Origin of the sequence: Thermoleptolyngbya sichuanensis A183 (assembly GCF_013177315.1) — a bacterium.
GTDB lineage: Bacteria > Cyanobacteriota > Cyanobacteriia > Elainellales > Elainellaceae > Thermoleptolyngbya > Thermoleptolyngbya sichuanensis.
The window spans coordinates 4,666,305-4,683,995 of record NZ_CP053661.1; the positions used below are offsets into that span (position 1 = coordinate 4,666,305).

The window sequence follows — 17,691 nt, forward strand, 5'->3', positions numbered from 1 at the left end:
TTCCCTAGCGGCGCGATCGCCGGGGTACAAGCGTCAGCGTCAGAGACGCAGGATCGACCGGGCTGGACAAGCTGCTGCTGGCGCGGATGGCGCTGCTGGTCAGGATTTGGCGCACCTGGGCATCGGTCAGGCTGGGGTTTGCCTGACGCATCAGGGCGACCACACCCGCGACGTGGGGGGTAGCCATCGACGTGCCGTTCAGGGATTGATAGCGACCGCCCGGACGAGTCGAGAGAATATTCACCCCTGGGGCTACAACATGCTGCATTCGGCTATCGGTTCCGGCGCGATTGGAGAAGGATGCCAGGTTGCCGCTGCTGTCGATTGCCCCGACGGAGACACCATACTGAATCGCAAGGCTGGCCGGGTTGCTGGGGCGGGCTGCGCCTTCGTTGCCTGCCGCCATAACCACGATCGCCCCTCTGGAAACGGCATGGGCGATCGCCGACTCAATGTCGCTGCTATAGCCACCGCCCAGGCTCAGGTTAATCACGTTTGCCCCGTTGTCGGCCGCATAGCGAATCCCCCGCGCCACGCTCAGGTTTGTGCCCGATCCGTCGTCTCCCAGCACCTTCACAGGCATAATCTGGGCATTGTAGGCAACTCCGGTAATGCCTGTGCCGTTGTTCTCTGCGGCAATCGTCCCGGCAACGTGGGTGCCGTGCCCGTTCACGTCCATCGGATTGTTGTTGCCGTTGGCAAAGTTCCAGCCGCGCACATCGTCCACAAAGCCATTGCCGTCATCATCGATACCGTTGCCCGGAATTTCCCGCGTGTTGCGCCAGATGTTGGCATCCAGGTCGCTGTGGGTATAGTCCACGCCCGTATCCACCACAGCCACCACCACGTTGCGTCCGGTGTAGCCCTGTGCCCAGACCTCTGGCGCATTCACCAGGTTATTGCTCCAGCTATGGCCTGCGTCTGCCACTGGGGTATACGGCGTGCGACCGATCGACTGCGCGACGGCCGCTGCGGCATTGACCAGGCCATAGCCATAGGTGCTGTTGAACCCGTTGGCGGGGGGCTGAGCATTGGGCGTACTCAGCGTCAGCGAGTAGTTCCCCGTTTCATTGGCCCAATAGCTGGTCACGCGGACGATATAGCCAACCCCTGCTTGCAGATTGAGCGTCAGGCGGGCGTTTGTGCCGCCGCCCCCGTCATCGTTTGCGGCGATGACCCTACCCGTGCGGCTATCGACGATTTGCAAGTACGCATCAAACGCGCCAGAGGTCAGGTCTAGCTGTACCTGTCCGCCCGTTGTGCTTTGCAGCCTGTAGTCATCTTTGTAAGTATTGGGGCGAGTGGGGTTGCGGGCATCCCAGCGTGAAAGCGATTCGTGGATGGTTTGCTGAGCATTCACGCCGCCCGATCTGCGGTTTCGGGTGGCTGTGGCGACTAGGCTTTCATCGTCTGCGAGTCCCGTGAGCGCGTCTGACTTTGAGGTATGGCGCTGGCCGGGTTGGGAATTCGCGAAAGACGGGCGATCGCCCCCCTCCTGTCCGTTAAAAGATCCGCTGAAGAGAGAGCCGGATGCAAACCGAGAACTATCCCAAATACTTGAACTCGATATGGATAAATTAAACGATAACGAACGGCTTCTTGAACCTGAGATTGAATCAATATCGGATAAGTTTTTGAACGTATCCTGATCGTATCTGGCACTGAAGGCAGTCTGCTGCGGGTATGCTTGGCTGCCGAGGCGACTGAAGCCATCGGTTGTGCCTGCTAGTCCAGACAAGTGAAAGCCTGAAGACAGGCCGGGCAAGTCAGCACTTAAGGTATCGGGCAATGAAGCGTAAGTAAGGTCTGGCATTACTAATATCCATCTGAATTAAAATTATCCGGGTCGCAGCTTAGGCTGCACAAACAGACATAATTCAGACGCAGCAAGACGTATGCAAAACCAATGCAGAGTTGACACAAAACTGTTGACACAAAACTGTTGACACAAAACTGACGCAAAGTTGATGCAGAGCAATGCAAAGCTCTACGCCAGACCGTTGTACCAAAATGCGCTGGGCGATTGCCGTCTTTCAGCCAACGCCCGACCATCCAGAATCTTCAGCAACCTGAGCAGATGGACTTCTGGATAATCCTTAAAAACCGCAATCCGAGTTACTTGGAGTCCCCTCTGGATACAGATGCACCCTGATTTATAATCAGTTTCTACTGTGGCTACTGTGGAGCCTTACTCCCCGAATCCTAATCCTCAAAACCTGATTCCTATGAACCCAACGTGCGATCGCCCTTATACCGTAATGCTGATTGTGCCGACGGGGGTGGGCGCAGCAATCGGCGGCTATGCGGGGGATGCGCTGCCCGTGGCAAGGGCGATCGCCCAGGTGGCCGATCGGCTGATTACTCATCCCAACGTGCTGAACGGGGCACAGTTGTATTGGCCGCTGCCCAACGCGCTGTACGTAGAAGGCTATGGGCTGGATCAGTTTGCCGCCGGACAGTGGGGGCTGCGGCCGGTGCGCCAGAACCGAGTGGGGCTGTTGCTGGATGCGGGCATCGAGCCGGAACTACGCTGGCGACACTTGCAGGCGGCAGACGCAGCGCGGGCAACCCTAGGGCTGAGCCTGACGGAGTATGTCGTGACGGATGCGCCGCTGGGTGTGAGCCTGCAAACGGCAGCTTCCGGCGCAACCTGGGGCACGCTGCAACATCCCGATAGCCTGCTGCGCGGGGTAGAAACGCTGATTACGCAGGTCAGAGCAGAGGCGATCGCCGTTGTGGCCCGCTTTCCCGACGACGAGGGCAGCAATGCCTTGCAGGACTATCGCCACGGGCAAGGAGTCGATCCTCTGGCCGGAGCCGAAGCCGTCATTAGTCATCTCGTCGTCCGAACCTTCCAAGTTCCCTGCGCCCACGCGCCCGCCCTGTCGCCGCTGCCCCTCGATCCGACGCTTTCTCCCAAGTCTGCTGCTGAGGAATTGGGACACACGTTTCTTCCCTGCGTGCTGGTCGGCCTCAGCCGCGCCCCGCAGTTTGTTTGCCAGACGAATCAGAACCCACTGAGCCAGGACATCTGGGCCGATCAGGTTGATGCGCTGGTGATTCCTGCCACGGCTTGCGGCGGCAGTGCTGTCCTCAGCCTGGGGCAAACCCACACCCAAATCATCACCGTGGCGGACAACACCACGCGGATGCAGGCTCCTGCTAAGGCAATGGGCATTCGGGCGATCGCCGTCCAGTCTTATCTGGAAGCCCTCGGCGTGCTGGTCGCCCACCGCGCTGGCCTCAACCCCGCTGCTCTATCGCCAACGGTGGAGACTTTGCGGGCGATCGCCCCTTCCGCCAGCCTAGAATCCCTCACAGCAAACCTCCCCAAAATGCTAGCCTGAGAGAATTAGGCAGCAGGCAGACGGGATGGAGTGATAGAAAGAATTGGATACGGGATGTGCAACTTTCAATCTGCCCTCATCCTCCAAACCCTTCTCTCGACCTGGGAGCAGGGGAGCAAGAGAGGCTTGAAGTCCCCCTCCCGCTCTGGGAGAGGGATTGAGGGTGAGGGCGATCGGCAAAGTTGCCCATTGAGAATTGGATAGTGCGAATTGGATAGTGCGAATTGAATAGTATGATCAAGCGCAACGGAATGATCACAAGCCCCTGGGTAAACCTTACCCTCCAAAACCCCAACCCTTGAACCCCTAGTCCTTCAGCACCCTAGCCCTTCAGCACCGTGCCCACCCCCACCCAACCCCAACTCGAACCGCTCGATCGCACCCAGGTGCTAACGGCAATGGGCATTACGGCGCTGGTGCTGCTGATTGCGTCCCGGTTTTGGCTGGCGTTTGACACGGTGGACATGCTGCCCGTCAGCGTTCGTCCGTCTGCGGTAGGGCTTGGGGTGGCGCTGGCACTGGGTATTAGCCTGGCCAGTGAGGGAGCCTATCGCCTCTGGCCGGCCTATCGCACCAGTGCAGACACCTACCTGGCGCTGGTCATCAAGCCGCTGACCTGGGTTGACCTAATCTGGCTGGGGCTGCTGCCGGGGCTGAGTGAGGAGCTGCTGTTTCGCGGCGTGATGCTGCCCGCCATCGGGCTAAATTGGTTTGGTGTGCTAGTCAGCAGCCTGTGCTTCGGCGTGTTGCACTACAGCGGGTCGCAACAGTGGGCCTATGTAGTTTGGGCAACAGTGGTGGGCGCGGCGCTGGGGGCTAGTGCGCTGCTGACGGGCAACCTGCTGGTGCCGATTGTGGCGCATATCGTGACGAATCTAATTTCTAGCGGCACCTGGAAGCTGAAGCAGCTAGAGGTCAGCGGTTAGGGGCAGTCTCAACTTTAGTTTCTGTTTATGGAGTTTCTTGTTTACGGAGTTTCTAGAGCGCCTTTTGCAAGTTTTGGTAGTCTTTGAGTTCCCCTTGCACGTTCCCTAGCCCTTCCCAGCAGAAAAGATCGCGCTTGCCCGGAGCCGCAGATTTGGGAAAATGGTTGAGCTTAAGTCGTCATCTTGATGAAATAAGCGCTTTTGATAGCGATCGCCCTCTAGTTGACCAATGGTGATCGTTGGCTGCTTGGGAATTCCGATATAATCTCGACCTCCCAACCCCAGGTAATCCGCAATCCAATCCTCAGGCACTCCCAGTAGCGCGTAGTCTTCAGTCTTCCGAGCATAGTCATTTTGCCAGTTTGTACTCACTACTTCAGCAATCAGCTTAATTGCCACACCTGATGTAATTACTGCTTGATGCCGCCACAGCAGTTCATGGACCAACTGCGTCTGATCAAGAACAATTACATCTGGGCAAAACGCTGTGCTGTCAGAGATGCAGATCAGGCAACGATGGGGAATCACATAGGGCAAGTTTAGTTGGTCAATTTCAACACTGAGTTTCCGAGCGATAAAGCCAATCCCCTGTTTATGTAACCCTGTTGGCTCCAAATCAATTAGCTCTCCATCAATCAACTCATAGGAATCCCGATCGCCACACTGTGCAATAAATTCGTCTGCATGAAGTCGAGCTAAATTTATTTGAAATTTGAACCACCGATTTTCTCCTGACCTGATTCCTGAAATCTACAAAGGTCAGGACTTACGCACTTGCGATATACTTCCTGGATTTTGGACAATTTCTCGCGAGCTGCGCCCGAGAGAAATTGTCCAACTGCGTAAGTCCTAAAAGATCTACAAGTTTCCCAGGCAAAGCTGCCATTGGTTTATGTGCAGTTTACATGCAAAAGCCGGGCGATCGCCTCACCTGCGCGGTGAAAGCAAACGTCCGGCTACAAACTCGGCGGCTGACCCAATCTCCCGTCATACTCTAGGCAGTGAGCATATCCCAAGCGGTGAGAGCGGGACAACTCAAGGTGGTGGGAGCCGATTACGACCTATCGACTGGAGCGGTGGGCATCCGGGTCGATTGAGTGGAGACTAAGTAGAGACTCTGTATAGAGAGTATAGAGACTCTGTGCAAGCAGCGCCTCCTGAAAGAAAAGCGCTTAAATCAACGCTGACTCCAGATTGCCAGCCTACAGACCTTGGCGAGACACAAACTTCTCGAAGTCGGCCTGCGTCTGGTGCAACAGCTGCTGACGGCTACCATCGGTGCTGTTTAGGTTGGGAACCAGCTTACGGGCGTGCAGGGCCATGTGAAGTTGAAGATGTGCAACGTATTCGCTGAAGTCTTCCCTCAGGGTGGGAGCGGCGATGGATTCAGTCGAAGAAATTAGAATGTTCTCCTTCATGTGCCTGCGATATCTCGAATACATGTGTTTAATTAACAGTATCGACCGTAGCATGATGGGTTTACACAGTTTGCGAATCGCAATGAAGTGTAATCTATGCAGCAGAGTAGCGTTGGGAATCGGGAAGGACTCGGTTTTCGGCTTGTTAGGGAGAATGGGCTGGAGGCCTCAAGGGGGTGTTTGAAAAGGTATCGCCTGTAATGTTAAGCACTCAGAGATCCCCCCTAGCCCCCCTTGAAAAGGGGGGAAACCGCCTTAAAGTCCCCCTTTTTAAGGGGGATTTAGGGGGATCTTGCACGCTTTGCTACAAACAGTAGGACTTTTCAAACATCCTCTAAGGGCCTGAGGCTGACTTGTTTGGCTTTCTTGGGGCAGGTTGTAGAACGCTATGGGGAATGGATGGTGGGCGATCGCCCTGTTTGCGCCGATAGTCATCACGCCATCTGCCGCCAGGGGTTTCGATCTGGCAGGCAGCGGGGGAACGCTCCTGCACCCGACGGAGCCAATCCATATCGCCCAGCGTTCTCGCGAGCCATCCCGGCGCGTGCCGCAAACCCGCTGTCCCGACACGATCGAGTCCTTGATGCCGCTGCTGCTGCGTGATTTGCCCAGCTATGCCAATCGCGTTATTGCGCGATCGCGCTCCCGGAGCCGCGCCACCGACCTGCCGCCGAGCTACGTGCTGCTGGCGGGGCCACCCGACTATCGCCCCCTGCCTGCAAATCTGGAAGCACTGGGGCTGGCAGAATATCAGGCGATCGCCCCCGACGACCAACCCCAGCAGGTCTTTTTCACCACGCTAGAGCGGCAGTACGGCTACGGCGGCTATACCCGACTCCAGGGATTTTACTGGGTTTTTCTAACGCAGCAGGCAAACCAGTGGCACCTGGCAGGTGTGCTGTCGAGTGTGGGTGGCTATCCCCAGCGGCAGCCCGCCAGCCCGCCCCGCGACGGCAGCGAAGGTGTGGTCGCGCAGGCGATTCGACTGTGGCTTCGGGATTGTCATGCCGGATCAATCCGAGTCGGTCTATAAGTTGATTCCTAAATTCCTAATAAGTTGATTCGTGGGTTAATCAAACGCCCTGATTAAATGCCCAGATCGTTCAAATCAAGCTGGGGTAGGTCAGGCGGCACCACCCGGCGCGACTGGACGACCTTGCGGCTCTCGCGCTGGGTAGACATTTCGACGGCGATTGCCTCGAATTGCGTTTCCACGCAGCCAAAGGGCACCGTGACTTGGGTGTAGGCAATCTGGTAGCCCTGGCCATCGGGTGCAAAGTTCATCACCCAGCGCGGCCCGTCCAAAATCGTGCGAGATTGGCGATCGCGCAGCCACAGCTTGATGTAAAAGCGCGGCTCCAGATCGGGTAAGGCAATACCAATTTCAATACGCTGGCCAGAGGTGAGTTCGCCCTGAGGCACGTCCATCACAGGTGAGGGCACAGGCTCTTCCGCAGGCAACACCACGGGCGGCAGCTCTGGTGCGTGTTCGGGGCGATACAGGCTGGAGCGCTGGGGCGGCGGCAGGGGCGCATCTTCCACCACGATTTCGTCCGTGGTCAAGTCCAGGTCACGTCCCAGCGGCGGCGAACCCGGCTGCATCAGCGTCCCCAGCTCTCGATCGGTCGCCAGCGCCGTCAGCCGAGACAAAAAGCGACGCTGCAAGTTCAACGCCTGAAAGGCCCGATCCTCCGGCGACAAAAAGCGGGGTGTGCCGTTGGGCAAGGGCGCAGGCTGCCCCAGAGAGAATGCTTCGTGGTTCCACTCCAGCGGGGTATCTGCCGAATCGGCGATCGCCGGAGTCGGCTGCGTCTGGTCGGGCTGCGGCTCTGAAACTGTGGCTTCCAGGTTTGCAGTTTCGGAACTGCCTGCCTCCAAAGGGTCGGCTGCTGCTGGGGACACTTCTCGGACAGCGGCTCTGGGTTCGTCCGGGGGGATTTCGACGGGCGGCTTTGAGCGACTGGCGCGATTGACGTGAGTCAGGTAAATCGAAAGATCGGCATCGTCTGCTGCGGCGAGGGGCGGGGGAGGCGATTCTGGAGCTGCCGCGTCGGAGTCCGCAAAATTTGCAACCTCCTCAACCCATGCTGCTTGATCGTCGGGAAGCAGGCGATGGGTCAATTCGCCCTCGGTTTGATCCGCTGTCGATTGGATTTCGTCCGTTTGGGATGGATCGGGCGGCGGGGCGCTGCTGTCGAGGCGAGTGACGGGGGTTTGCCCAGTCGAAACGGCGGCTGCCAACTGCCAGAGGCTCATGCCGTTTTCAAAGCCAGGCAGCGGGTTGCCCCAGGGCGGTAGCTCCACAGGCTTGGCGGTCGGCGCATCGGCGGCCGCTGCTGGCTGAAAGATCTGCGGCGGTAACACCTGATCGCCTGCTGGACGGACTTCTGGCAATGGCGCGGCGGAGACGGGTGTGCCATCCACCAAGTTGAGCAAGGACAGATCTAGGTCTTCTTCATCGACAAACGGCGAGGTGAGGTCGCCTGGAAAATCGTTGGCGATCGCCTCCAGCAAATCATCCAGCGCCGCCGTCACCGTGAAGCTCTGGGCCGCCAGCAAAAATGGCTCCTGCTGTTCTCCTTGAGGCGCGGACAGCGTTGCTTCGCCCAGCATCAGCCGGGTGGTGTCTACATCGGGAATGTCGATCGCGCAGTCTATGGGGCAGGGCAGGGTTCCATCTGGCAAGTGATGCCTGACTTGCACCAGCGGTTCGCCGCTTTGCGGATCGCGCAGGATCAGATCCAGAGACAGGGCGGGAAGCTCTGGTCGGGAGCCTTCGGCCCAGTCGGGAGTCGCGGCGACCACCTGGCCAGTGATCCGCAGCGCACTGCCCCACTGCGCGGCATAGTGGTCGGGCTGTAGCACCAGGCGCAGCGGCGGCAGGTCGGCGGGGGAGAGGATCGCTGCCGCCAGAGTCGGGTCAAGTTCCGACGGCTCGGTTGGACGGTGTGAAACTTCTGCACCTGCTGCCGCACCAGCGTCTGGTAAGTCTTCCGCCTCAGCCTCGGCTACCGTTGCCCCAGATTCAGACGCTTCGGGGGGTTCCGTCTCGATCGCCTCTAATGCTGCTAGAAAGTCGTCTGCTGCCGAAACTGGCTCAGTAACGGCTGGCTCGGTAACGGCTGGCTCGGTAATGGCTGGCTCGATGACTGGCTCGGTAATGGCGGGTTCGATCGGAGGTGAGGCTAGGGGGCGATCGCCCAGATCCTCTAGCTCCAGGAAACCTTGGGCGAAACTTTGGGCTTCTGGCAGTCTTTCAGGCTCCAAAGGCTCATCCGCTCGATCTGGGGCTGAATCTGCCACCTGATCGGTCACTGCAATGCGGCTTTGCCAGTCCGTCGGCGACAGGTCATCGTCTCCGTCTGCCTCCATCTCATGGCTCAAGACCTGGAGCTTGACCCCATAGCCCCAGCCCTCACCCACCAAGTCAGACATGAGATCGCCAACGCAGCGCAACTCCCATGCCCCCGGCTCCAGCCGAGTAAAGGGCAACACCACCAGCAGCCCGTCAGGATTGGTCTGCCCCATCCGCTTTTGTACGCGCCGTCGGGGCGGATGCTCGGTGGTGATGGTCTGGATAATAGAAATTTCGACGGGTGTATTTACCCGGCTGGAGCGGGCCACGACCCGATAGCGCCCTTCTAGAACCTCCACATCGGGAGACTCTAGGGGCAACCAAGAGCGATCGCCCTCCTGCTGAATCAGAAATTCCCAAAACGCCATCAGAACCTCTTGCCAGGACTGGGAAACGCAAAATACTAATTTCGGTCAGCTTTCGGTCAGCTTTCGGTCAGCTTTCGGTCGGCACTCAGTCCAGCATCACGCCCTGAAAAACAGGCTGAAACAGATTTGCTGAAACATGTGCTGAAACAAATGTTTCGAGATGTCTTCAGCACTCGCCCAAGCTGGATGATCACCGTGCTTCTTTAATTACACAAATACACAGTCCAATACACGGTTTTAGTGTATCGAATTACTACAGAAGTGGAACCACCAGCCTGACTTGAGCAGATTTTGTTAAAAATTCTTAGCGTTTCGACATTGCAGCACAATTCGCAGTACATTCGGTTCTGAACCGCTTGTAGTTCCCGATAGGAAATTTGATATGGCAGCTTCTTATTTGCCTTCCATCTTTGTTCCCATCATTGGTTGGGTGTTTCCCGCTGTGACGATGGCGCTTTTGTTCATCTACATCGAGCGTGACGAGTAATTCACTCTGCCCGACTTTGCCCGATCCTATCTGAGGTTTTCTTCTCCTCATTCTCAGATATCGCAACGAACCGTTACAAATTTCTTGGAGATTCTCGAACATGACAGACGTAGTGCAGCCCGCTGGCGATCCCCAGATCGGCAACCTAGCAACTCCGATCAATTCCTCCGGCTTTACCAAAGCGCTGATTAATAACCTGCCTGCTTATCGTCCTGGGCTGTCGGCTCAGCGTCGCGGGCTAGAGGTGGGCATGGCGCATGGCTACTTGCTCTTTGGCCCCTTTGCTTACACCAGCCAGTTCCGCAACTCTGGCGTGGGCGATCTGGTGGGGCTGATCGAAGCCGTGATTCTGGTGGTGATTCTGACGGTATGCCTGTCGCTCTACAGCAGCGCTGGCGTGAAGAAGCCGATCGCCACGGTGACCACGCCCAACCCGCCGGAAGCTCTCTCTACGTCTGAGGGCTGGAGCGAGTTTGCAGGCAGTTTCCTGGTGGGCGGCATCGGCGGCGCAGCCTTCGCCTATCTCGTGTTCCAGGTGTTCAAGTCGGGCGTGTTTGAAACGTTTGGCAACCTGGCAGGCTAGAGGGTTGGGGGTTAGGCGTTTGGTTCTGGTTTGAATCTGCGCGAACCCGTGTGTTAAGCCTGCAATCGGCTTGGCCTTTCCTGGGATTCTTTGACTAAACCTCTACCTAAAATTTTCAGAGGGGGCGTGGATCGGTATCCGCACCCCCTTTTGCGTTAGAAAGTTCTACTGGATTCTGGATGTGCATCGCCGCGAAGTGCTGGTGTTTCGGGAGCCAACTCCAGACGACTATCGGCAATTGAACACGCAACCAGGGAATGCGGCGATCGCCCCCCTCGCTTTTCCAGATATTAGGATTCCGATCACTCAGTTGTTTCTACAACAGATGGGGTAAAAAGCATGGGTGCATCAGATTGCTGGGTAAATCGCAGGTCGGCAGCCCGCCAGGACGCTGTGAAGCTGGACGACGTTGCCGATGACGGCGATCGCCGGAGCCTCGAAGCCGGTTTCTTCGACCTGTTGGGCGATCGTGCCCAGCGTGCCCAGCAGTTCTTCCTGGTCGGGGCGCGTGCCCCAGCGGACGAGGGCGATAGGCGTGTGGAGGGAGAGTCCGCCAGCCTGGAGTTCTGCGACGATGTGCGGCAGGTTGTGAACGCCCATATAGACGACGATGGTTTCGCTGCCCTGGGCGATCGCCCGCCAGTTTACCTCTGGGCGATATTTGCCCGCCGACTCGTGCCCCGTGACGAAGGTAACAGAGGAACTGTAGCTGCGGTGGGTCAGCGGAATTCCAGCATAGGCCGGCGCGGCAATTCCCGATGTCACCCCCGGAACCACCTCCACAGGCACACCCGCATTTACCAAATCCTCCATTTCCTCGCCGCCCCGCCCAAACACAAACGGGTCGCCGCCCTTCAGTCGCACCACAATCGCGTGGGTCTGTGCCTTTGCAATTAGCAGGCGAGTCGTTTCTTCCTGCACCAGCGAATGCCGCCCGCGCCGCTTGCCTGCGTTGATCTGCTCCGCCTTCGGGTTGATCATCGCCAAAATCTGCGGACTCACCAGCGCGTCATACACCACCACGTCTGCATGTTCCAGCAGGGTCTTGCCCTTCAGGGTAAACAAGCCCGGATCGCCGGGGCCCGCGCCAACTAGGTAGACTTTGCCGAGGGGAGTTTGCATAGAAGGAAGAAAGGAAATGAGTGAATGAGGGGTTGGAGGGTTGGCGTAAGCGACCTGACTCCTGTTTCCGTCAGTGTATCGTCTGTCTTTGGCGAACAGAGAAGCGCCATGCGGGAATCATCGCTTTACCATGCACAGGGTGCATTCCGTACCTTTTGATACATTTTTTGATAGTAGACCGTCGGTTGGATTCGATTTAGAGGATGTTTGAAAAGTCCTACTGTTTGTAGCAAAGCGTGTAAGATCCCCCTAAATCCCCCTTAAAAAGGGGGACTTTAAGGCGGTTTCCCCCCTTTTTAAGGGGGGCTAGGGGGGATCTCTGAGTGCTTAACATTACAGGCGATACCTTTTCAAACACCCTCTTAGCCGTTTGGCTCAATACCGTTCGGATCAATTTGCATCAATCATCAATTCATCAATCATCAATTCATCAATATCGAATCATCAATATCGAATGCGCGGATCGACCCAGGCGTTGAAGATATCGATCAGGATGGAGGCGATCGCCACAATCACTCCAAAAAACACCATAATTCCCTGCACGACGGGATAGTCCCGAAATTCGATCGCTTGGTAGAGCCGATTTGCCAGCCCCGGCCAGGAAAAGGTCACCTCCGTGAGGATTGCGCCGCCCAGCAGCGAGGCCACCATCAGCCCCAACACCGTGATCACAGGAATCATGGCATTTTTGAGCGCATGTGCTGTAACGATTCGCACTTCTGGCACACCCCGCGCCCGCGCCGCCTCGACATAATCCGACCGCAGCGTCTGCTTCAGGTTGACCCGCACGATCCGCTCAAACACGCCACTGAGCAAGATCCCCAGCGTCAGGCTGGGCAGCGTCAGATAATAAATCGTGGTGAAGAAGTGCCCCAGATTTCCCTCTAGCAAACTGTCGAACAGGTATAGCCCCGTGATGCGCGGCGGCGGGGTCGCTGCCAGTGGAAAGCGCGTGCCGATGGGAAACCAACGCAACTGCACTGCAAACAGCAATTGCAGCAGCATCCCAAACCAGTACATCGGCACCGCGTAGGTGAGGATGCCAAAGAGCCGCCCGCCCGCATCCAGCGGAGAGTTGGGGCGCGACGCGGCCAGCGCCCCAATGGCAATTCCCACCAGCGCCGAAACCACCATGCTGCATACGGTTAGCTCTACCGTGGCGGGAAAATGCTGCTGGATAATCTGCCAGACGGGTTGCCCCTGCGTGGTCAGCGAGGTGCCCAGATCCAGCCGCAGCAGACTCCCCAAATAGTTCACGTATTGCAGCCAGAGCGGGTCGTTTAGCCCCAGTCGGGTTCGCATGGCTTCTTTCACCTCGTCCGGTGCCCGTGCCCCCAGGATTGCGTCCACCGGGTCGCCGGGTGTGGCCCGCAGCAGCAGAAACACCAGCGTCGTGATGGTGAGCAGCATCAGCGGAGCCAGCAGCAGGCGCGAGAGGACGTAGGTGCGGAGGGCGGAGGAACGGGACATTCAGAATCGGGGGTTCGAGTTGGGCTGGGAATAATTGAGGCGGGATAGCGAGATATCTTTATATCAGCAAATCGTCATCGGGGTCTTCATCTGCAAAGGACGGTTCTGATTTTGCGGGTTCTAGATCCTCGGTCGTTTCGGCAGCGTTGGCGTGGGAAATAGCCGCTGCTTCGTTGGGTCGCTGCTCGATGGGGTCTGCCAGCGCTGGCGATAAATCAAGGCGCTCAATGGAGACAATTACCGCATTTTCCCCAGCATTTTCCGGTTCGGGGTCAAAATCGTCGCTGAAGTCGTCGTCGAACTCGTCCTGCCAGTTTTGGGCGATCGCCCCGGCCTCGTCTGTCCAGTTTTGCAAATCTGAGTCTTGCAGATTTGGCGCTGGCAAATCCGGCGCTGGCAGATCTGGCGCTGGAGAGCCTGACCCCGGCGAGTCTAGTGACGGCAGTTCCCAGTCAAACTCCCAGGCTGCGTCTTCGGGCTGAGCAGGCAGCGGCTGCACATCGAGCGATCGCGGCGCATCCAACAATTCCTCTATAGGCAATTCCTCCATAGGCAATTCCTCCACAGGCGCATCCAGACGCGACGAACCAGATTCAGGCTCCGTTGCCAACTCGAATAACCCATCGGCGGATTCAATCAAGTCCTGAATCTGAGGCTGGGGCTGATTCTCAGTCTGAGAGTTTTCAGGCTGTACATCAGTCCGCAAATCAGTCCGCAAATCAGTCCGCACGTCAGGCTGCACATTAGCCCGAACATCAGATAAATCTGATGGATCTGATAGACCTGAATCTGGTGAATCTGGCAGAGGTGCTAGAGAACTGGGCTGCATGGTTCGCGCATCAGGCTCCAGTTCAAACGTCTCTGGCTGCCGCTCAACCCGCACTTCGGGCGCAGCCGAGAAGGGAATAGGGGTATCAGTAGGGCTGCGATCGGCAGGCACGTTAACAGACATTTCGCCCGACATTTCCCCGGTCGCTAGCTCTACTAGCACCTCGTCCAGCGTAAACGAGTCCTCGGTCGCAGGCCGGAATGCGTCTGGAGAAGCCGAGTTTGTTGAGTCTGTTGAGTCTGTGGCCAGTTCTGCCCACGCTGCTGGCTCCGAGGTTTCGTCAGCAGCGACCTGTTCCAGAGTCCTCCCAAGTTCAGCATCGGATGCAGGATCGGATGCAGCGATGGCGGTCGATGGGATAGTCGATGGGGCAGTCAATGGGACGGTGGATGGGGCAGGAGCGAGGGGATCAGATACGGCTGGTGCTGCCTCCGACTTTGTAGGCGGGGCGGTCGATGAAACGGCTTGGTCTGGCGGCTCAGCCCCTTCGACGGATGGGGTCGGCGATTCCTCAGGCATAGTTGGTGTAACGCTGGGGGCAGCGGCCGCAGGGGTGGTTTTGGCTGGGGGGCGAGGTTGTCGAGTTCTGGCAGCGGCTGGGGTAGCGAGCGCAGGGGTATCGCTGGACGCATCAGCAGGCGCGGGCTGGGGTGGAACGGTTTTGGGGCTGGCTTTGGGGAGCGATCGCGCGGGTTTGCCCGCCAGCTTGGGTGATTTGCCGACACGACTCGTCACCTGACTCATCCAGCCCGATGCTTGCTGCGGCAAAGCCTTGAACTGGGTCTGGAGGCGGCCCGGCAGTTCCTCGGCTGCCAGTTTTAGCAAATCGCCCAAGTTGCGCGATGATCCGGGCAACCGCGTTTGCTGGTCGTAGGGTGTAAGCAGTCGCCGCGATTCGATCAACTGCCAGCCCATCCAGCCCAGCAGGGCGACGCTGGCCATCTGTCCCAGCAGCACGCCGCCCGTGATGCGACCCGCGCACACCCACAGCACCAGGGCATAGAACATGCCCACGCCGCTCCAGACAAAGTCGTTTTTGCGGTAGACCTCCGGCAGAAAAAACGCCGACATATACAGCCCAAAGCTGCCCAGGGCAACGACTAGCGCCAAGATGTGGGACATTGTTTCTGCCTCCCGTTTGAGGACTACTTCTATATTTTGCGTGAGATTGGAACCTGTGCGAGATTCGGGTTCTCTGGGCCGGAGCCACGCGCTTTTTGAACCGCCAGTCTTTCTGATTTCTGCCCAGCCTGGGTTCTCGCGCAACTCGGACGATTTCTTTTGCTGATTTTTCGAGCTTAAGAGCTAATTTGTAAAGGAGCCTGAAAGCCTTGTTAATCAAGGATTTCCGAGAAACCGCTTTTCCTGGGCAAACATGACCTCAAAGCCACACATGCCAAGAGTTTCAGGCTTCTTAAGATTTGCTTCATAAATTAGCTCTAATTTTTCGGGCTCATTTTTCAAATGTGTGACTCAAATGACGCGCGATCGCCGTAAACTAATGTAAATTTCCGAATGAAGGGTGGAAAAAAGCCTGCCCGTCTGTATTATTTGTGGTGTGACGTTTGCTTACGATTTCTGGATTCGTCGGGTTTGAGTTTGAAGTTTGATATCAGCTTCTAGATTTTTGGCTCAAATCGTGCTTTAGGCATTACGCTGAGTAATCCAGAATTAGATAACTCTTCTGGGGTTTAAGTTCTCGAAACGTTTCGGTAGTTTCTAGGCGAAAGTAGGTCGCCTTGGCTTCTGAGTCCAGGTTTTGAGGGTTTGAGTAGCAAGAAGAGGCTGTGGTGAGGAGTGAAGGCGCAAACTGTGGATGCAAAGATTTCTCCAGGTCGGTCAATTTCAGTAACGGGGCGCACCTTGCTCCTGACGTTATCCGCGATTCTGGTCTGTCTGATGGCGGCGCTGGATGTTGCTGCGGGGCGATCGCCCTGGCAAGCGGCTAGTCTGACGTTGCCCTTTGCCCTGTCTGCGGCGGGGGTCGGAGCGTTGGGCTATGCGGCCGTGCCACAACTCCGCGCATGGAAAGCGGGCCAGGTGATTCGCGAGGATGGCCCCCAAGCGCACCTGAAGAAGGCAGGCACTCCGACGATGGGCGGCATTTTCGTTGTTCCTGTTGGCGTGGCGATCGCCCTGCTGCTCTCCGGGTTTCACCCGACCGTGGTAGCGGTTGCGGGGTTGACCCTTGCTTACGGATTTATTGGCTGGCTTGACGACTGGCAAATCCTCCGCCGCAAGTCGAATAAGGGTATTTCTCCCCGCACGAAGCTGGCGCTGCAACTCGGCTTTGGGGGGCTATTTTGCCTCTGGGCTTTTAGCCACTCGTTTCCAGGTATGACCACGGTGCTGCTGCCCTTTGGACTGGCGCTACCACTTGGGGCGCTGTTCTGGCTGGTGTCGTGGTTTGTGCTGGTGGCCGAGAGCAACGCCACCAATCTGACCGATGGGCTGGACGGGCTAGCGGGGGGCACAGGGGCGATCGCCCTGCTTGGTCTGGCGGCACTCGTTGCCCCGGCTCACCCTGAGCTAGCCGTTTTCTGTGCGGCGATGGGCGGCAGCTACCTGGGCTTTTTGGTACACAACCACAACCCCGCCCGTGTGTTCATGGGCGATACGGGTTCCCTGGCGCTGGGTGGAGCGCTGGCGGCTGCGGCGATTGTCAGCCAGTCGCTCTTTGGCCTACTAATTCTGAGCGGTATCTTCCTGGTCGAAACGTTGTCCGTCATTGCTCAGGTCGGCTATTACAAAGCCACTAAAGACGAGAACGGTATCGGCAAGCGTCTCTTCAAAATGGCTCCGCTGCATCATCATCTGGAACTGGCGGGCTGGTCAGAAACTCAGGTGGTGGGGCGATTCTATCTAATTGGCGTGCTGCTGGTTCTAGTTTGCTTGTCGCTGTTTCAGGGCTAAGGCTAGGGCTAAAGCTCTGGCGCTTCCTGTAAAGAATGGTAGCGAACGCAACAAAAAAAGCCTTGGATTTCCTATGATTGAAGTGGGGCAAGTTAAGGATAGTTTATATTTCCTTTTGATTTCCGCTCTATCCAGATGACTCGCTCCTCGTTCACTCGTTGCTGAGGCCAGCGTTATGAATCTTTTTAAGGTCATTGGACAGGCAATTCAATTCCTTACCGAAGGAGCATCGGAGATTTTCAGCCCTGACCGAGACGAATATCCCAAAACGGGCGTGCAGCCCTACGAAGGTGATCCGCTGTCTGAGCGCGTAGAATCCACTAAATAGCCGCTAGATCATTCGCCGACTGTCATTTCTGCTAGATCATTCGCCGACTGTCATTTCTGAACGAATCCGGCTGGCTAATCAATCGGTTGACTAATCAAAAAATCCCTCCTCTATGCTGTTATTGGCTAAGGGGGGATTTTTGTAGGGACGCTGCTAGGATTGAAGCGCCACGAAGCGATCGCAGGCGATCGCCCCTCCCTGCATTTTGCTCTACCCCACAAGCCATCGCCCCTATGAATGCATCGACCCACGAAGCGACGAATGGATCAACCAATGCTCCTACCGACTGGTACATCGTCAAGCAGCCCGAAGGCCACTGCGATATCGTGGCTGCGGCTGATCTGAACCCCGAACTTGCCAGCCCGTCGCAGACCGCAGAAGATACCGAAATCCAGCAGTGGGGGCCGTTTGCGCCCCAAAGCGAGGCGATCGCCCGTCGGGTGGGGCTGATTCGCGCTGGAAAATGCCTGCCGCGCTAAAAATAGTCAGATCGAATGGATCGCTGGATCGAGTAGTTGAAATCGAGTAGTTGAAATAGTTTGGAG

Annotated in this window: 16 protein-coding genes; 9 read left to right on the top strand and 7 right to left on the bottom strand. The window is 57.2% G+C overall.

The window, feature by feature from the left end; genetic code table 11:
• Positions 1-4: 4 nt before the first annotated feature.
• Entirely contained in the window at positions 5-1,360 is a 1,356-nt protein-coding gene (locus HPC62_RS19300) for a S8 family peptidase (RefSeq protein ID WP_205369911.1), read from the bottom strand.
• An 865-nt stretch (positions 1,361-2,225) separates the two neighbouring features.
• Between HPC62_RS19300 and HPC62_RS19305 the strand changes: the two genes are divergently transcribed.
• Positions 2,226-3,347: a DUF3326 domain-containing protein gene (locus HPC62_RS19305; RefSeq protein ID WP_172358113.1), complete on the top strand. Its 1,122-nt coding sequence runs from the start codon at positions 2,226-2,228 to the stop codon at positions 3,345-3,347.
• 338 nt (positions 3,348-3,685) lie between these two features.
• A complete protein-coding gene (locus HPC62_RS19310) occupies positions 3,686-4,273 on the top strand; it encodes a CPBP family intramembrane glutamic endopeptidase (protein ID WP_290427086.1) in 588 nt (195 codons plus the stop codon).
• A 105-nt stretch (positions 4,274-4,378) separates the two neighbouring features.
• Here HPC62_RS19310 and HPC62_RS19315 read toward each other — a convergent pair whose 3' ends face one another.
• Both HPC62_RS19315 and HPC62_RS19320 read right to left on the bottom strand, forming a co-directional pair.
• Positions 4,379-4,978: a Uma2 family endonuclease gene (locus HPC62_RS19315; RefSeq protein WP_172359058.1), complete on the bottom strand. Its 600-nt coding sequence runs from the start codon at positions 4,976-4,978 to the stop codon at positions 4,379-4,381.
• Positions 4,979-5,475: 497 nt separating this feature from the next.
• A complete protein-coding gene (locus HPC62_RS19320; RefSeq protein ID WP_172358114.1) occupies positions 5,476-5,691 on the bottom strand; it encodes a hypothetical protein in 216 nt (71 codons plus the stop codon).
• A gap of 388 nt (positions 5,692-6,079) precedes the next feature.
• Between HPC62_RS19320 and HPC62_RS19325 the strand changes: the two genes are divergently transcribed.
• The gene (locus tag HPC62_RS19325) at positions 6,080-6,724 is read left to right on the top strand and encodes a hypothetical protein (protein WP_172358115.1); all 645 of its coding nucleotides are present in this window, start codon (positions 6,080-6,082) and stop codon (positions 6,722-6,724) included.
• A 53-nt stretch (positions 6,725-6,777) separates the two neighbouring features.
• Here HPC62_RS19325 and HPC62_RS19330 read toward each other — a convergent pair whose 3' ends face one another.
• A complete protein-coding gene (locus tag HPC62_RS19330; RefSeq protein ID WP_172358116.1) occupies positions 6,778-9,414 on the bottom strand; it encodes a hypothetical protein in 2,637 nt (878 codons plus the stop codon).
• A 382-nt stretch (positions 9,415-9,796) separates the two neighbouring features.
• Between HPC62_RS19330 and psaI the strand changes: the two genes are divergently transcribed.
• From psaI to HPC62_RS19345, 3 genes are all read left to right on the top strand, one after another.
• Positions 9,797-9,901, top strand: a complete 105-nt coding sequence (gene psaI, locus HPC62_RS19335) for a photosystem I reaction center subunit VIII (RefSeq protein WP_172358117.1) — start codon at positions 9,797-9,799, stop codon at positions 9,899-9,901.
• 100 nt (positions 9,902-10,001) lie between these two features.
• Positions 10,002-10,484, top strand: a complete 483-nt coding sequence (locus HPC62_RS19340; protein ID WP_172358118.1) for a photosystem I reaction center subunit XI — start codon at positions 10,002-10,004, stop codon at positions 10,482-10,484.
• Positions 10,485-10,665: 181 nt separating this feature from the next.
• Positions 10,666-10,818, top strand: a complete 153-nt coding sequence (locus tag HPC62_RS19345; RefSeq protein WP_172358119.1) for a Uma2 family endonuclease — start codon at positions 10,666-10,668, stop codon at positions 10,816-10,818.
• A 14-nt stretch (positions 10,819-10,832) separates the two neighbouring features.
• On the opposite strand, the gene cobA is transcribed toward HPC62_RS19345, so the two are convergent.
• The 3 genes from cobA to HPC62_RS23220 all read right to left on the bottom strand — a co-directional run bounded on the left by cobA (position 10,833) and on the right by HPC62_RS23220 (position 15,027).
• On the bottom strand, positions 10,833-11,606 hold the full coding sequence (gene cobA, locus HPC62_RS19350; protein WP_172358120.1) for a uroporphyrinogen-III C-methyltransferase: 774 nt from the start codon (positions 11,604-11,606) through the stop codon (positions 10,833-10,835).
• Positions 11,607-12,050: 444 nt separating this feature from the next.
• Entirely contained in the window at positions 12,051-13,076 is a 1,026-nt protein-coding gene (locus HPC62_RS19355; RefSeq protein WP_172358121.1) for an ABC transporter permease, read from the bottom strand.
• A 58-nt stretch (positions 13,077-13,134) separates the two neighbouring features.
• A complete protein-coding gene (locus tag HPC62_RS23220) occupies positions 13,135-15,027 on the bottom strand; it encodes a Ycf66 family protein (RefSeq protein ID WP_205369917.1) in 1,893 nt (630 codons plus the stop codon).
• A gap of 690 nt (positions 15,028-15,717) precedes the next feature.
• Here HPC62_RS23220 and mraY point away from each other — a divergent pair.
• The 3 genes from mraY (at position 15,718) to HPC62_RS19375 (ending at position 17,625) form a co-directional block, all read left to right on the top strand.
• Positions 15,718-16,818 carry a phospho-N-acetylmuramoyl-pentapeptide-transferase gene (mraY, locus tag HPC62_RS19365; protein WP_172359059.1) on the top strand — a complete coding sequence of 367 codons (1,101 nt, stop codon included), beginning with the start codon at positions 15,718-15,720 and terminating at the stop codon, positions 16,816-16,818.
• Between the two features lie 175 nt (positions 16,819-16,993).
• Positions 16,994-17,146 (top strand): isochorismate synthase, encoded by a 153-nt coding sequence (locus HPC62_RS19370; protein ID WP_068509430.1) that lies wholly within the window; start codon positions 16,994-16,996, stop codon positions 17,144-17,146.
• A 233-nt stretch (positions 17,147-17,379) separates the two neighbouring features.
• The gene (locus tag HPC62_RS19375) at positions 17,380-17,625 is read left to right on the top strand and encodes a DDE transposase family protein (RefSeq protein ID WP_172358122.1); all 246 of its coding nucleotides are present in this window, start codon (positions 17,380-17,382) and stop codon (positions 17,623-17,625) included.
• Positions 17,626-17,691 lie beyond the last annotated feature (66 nt).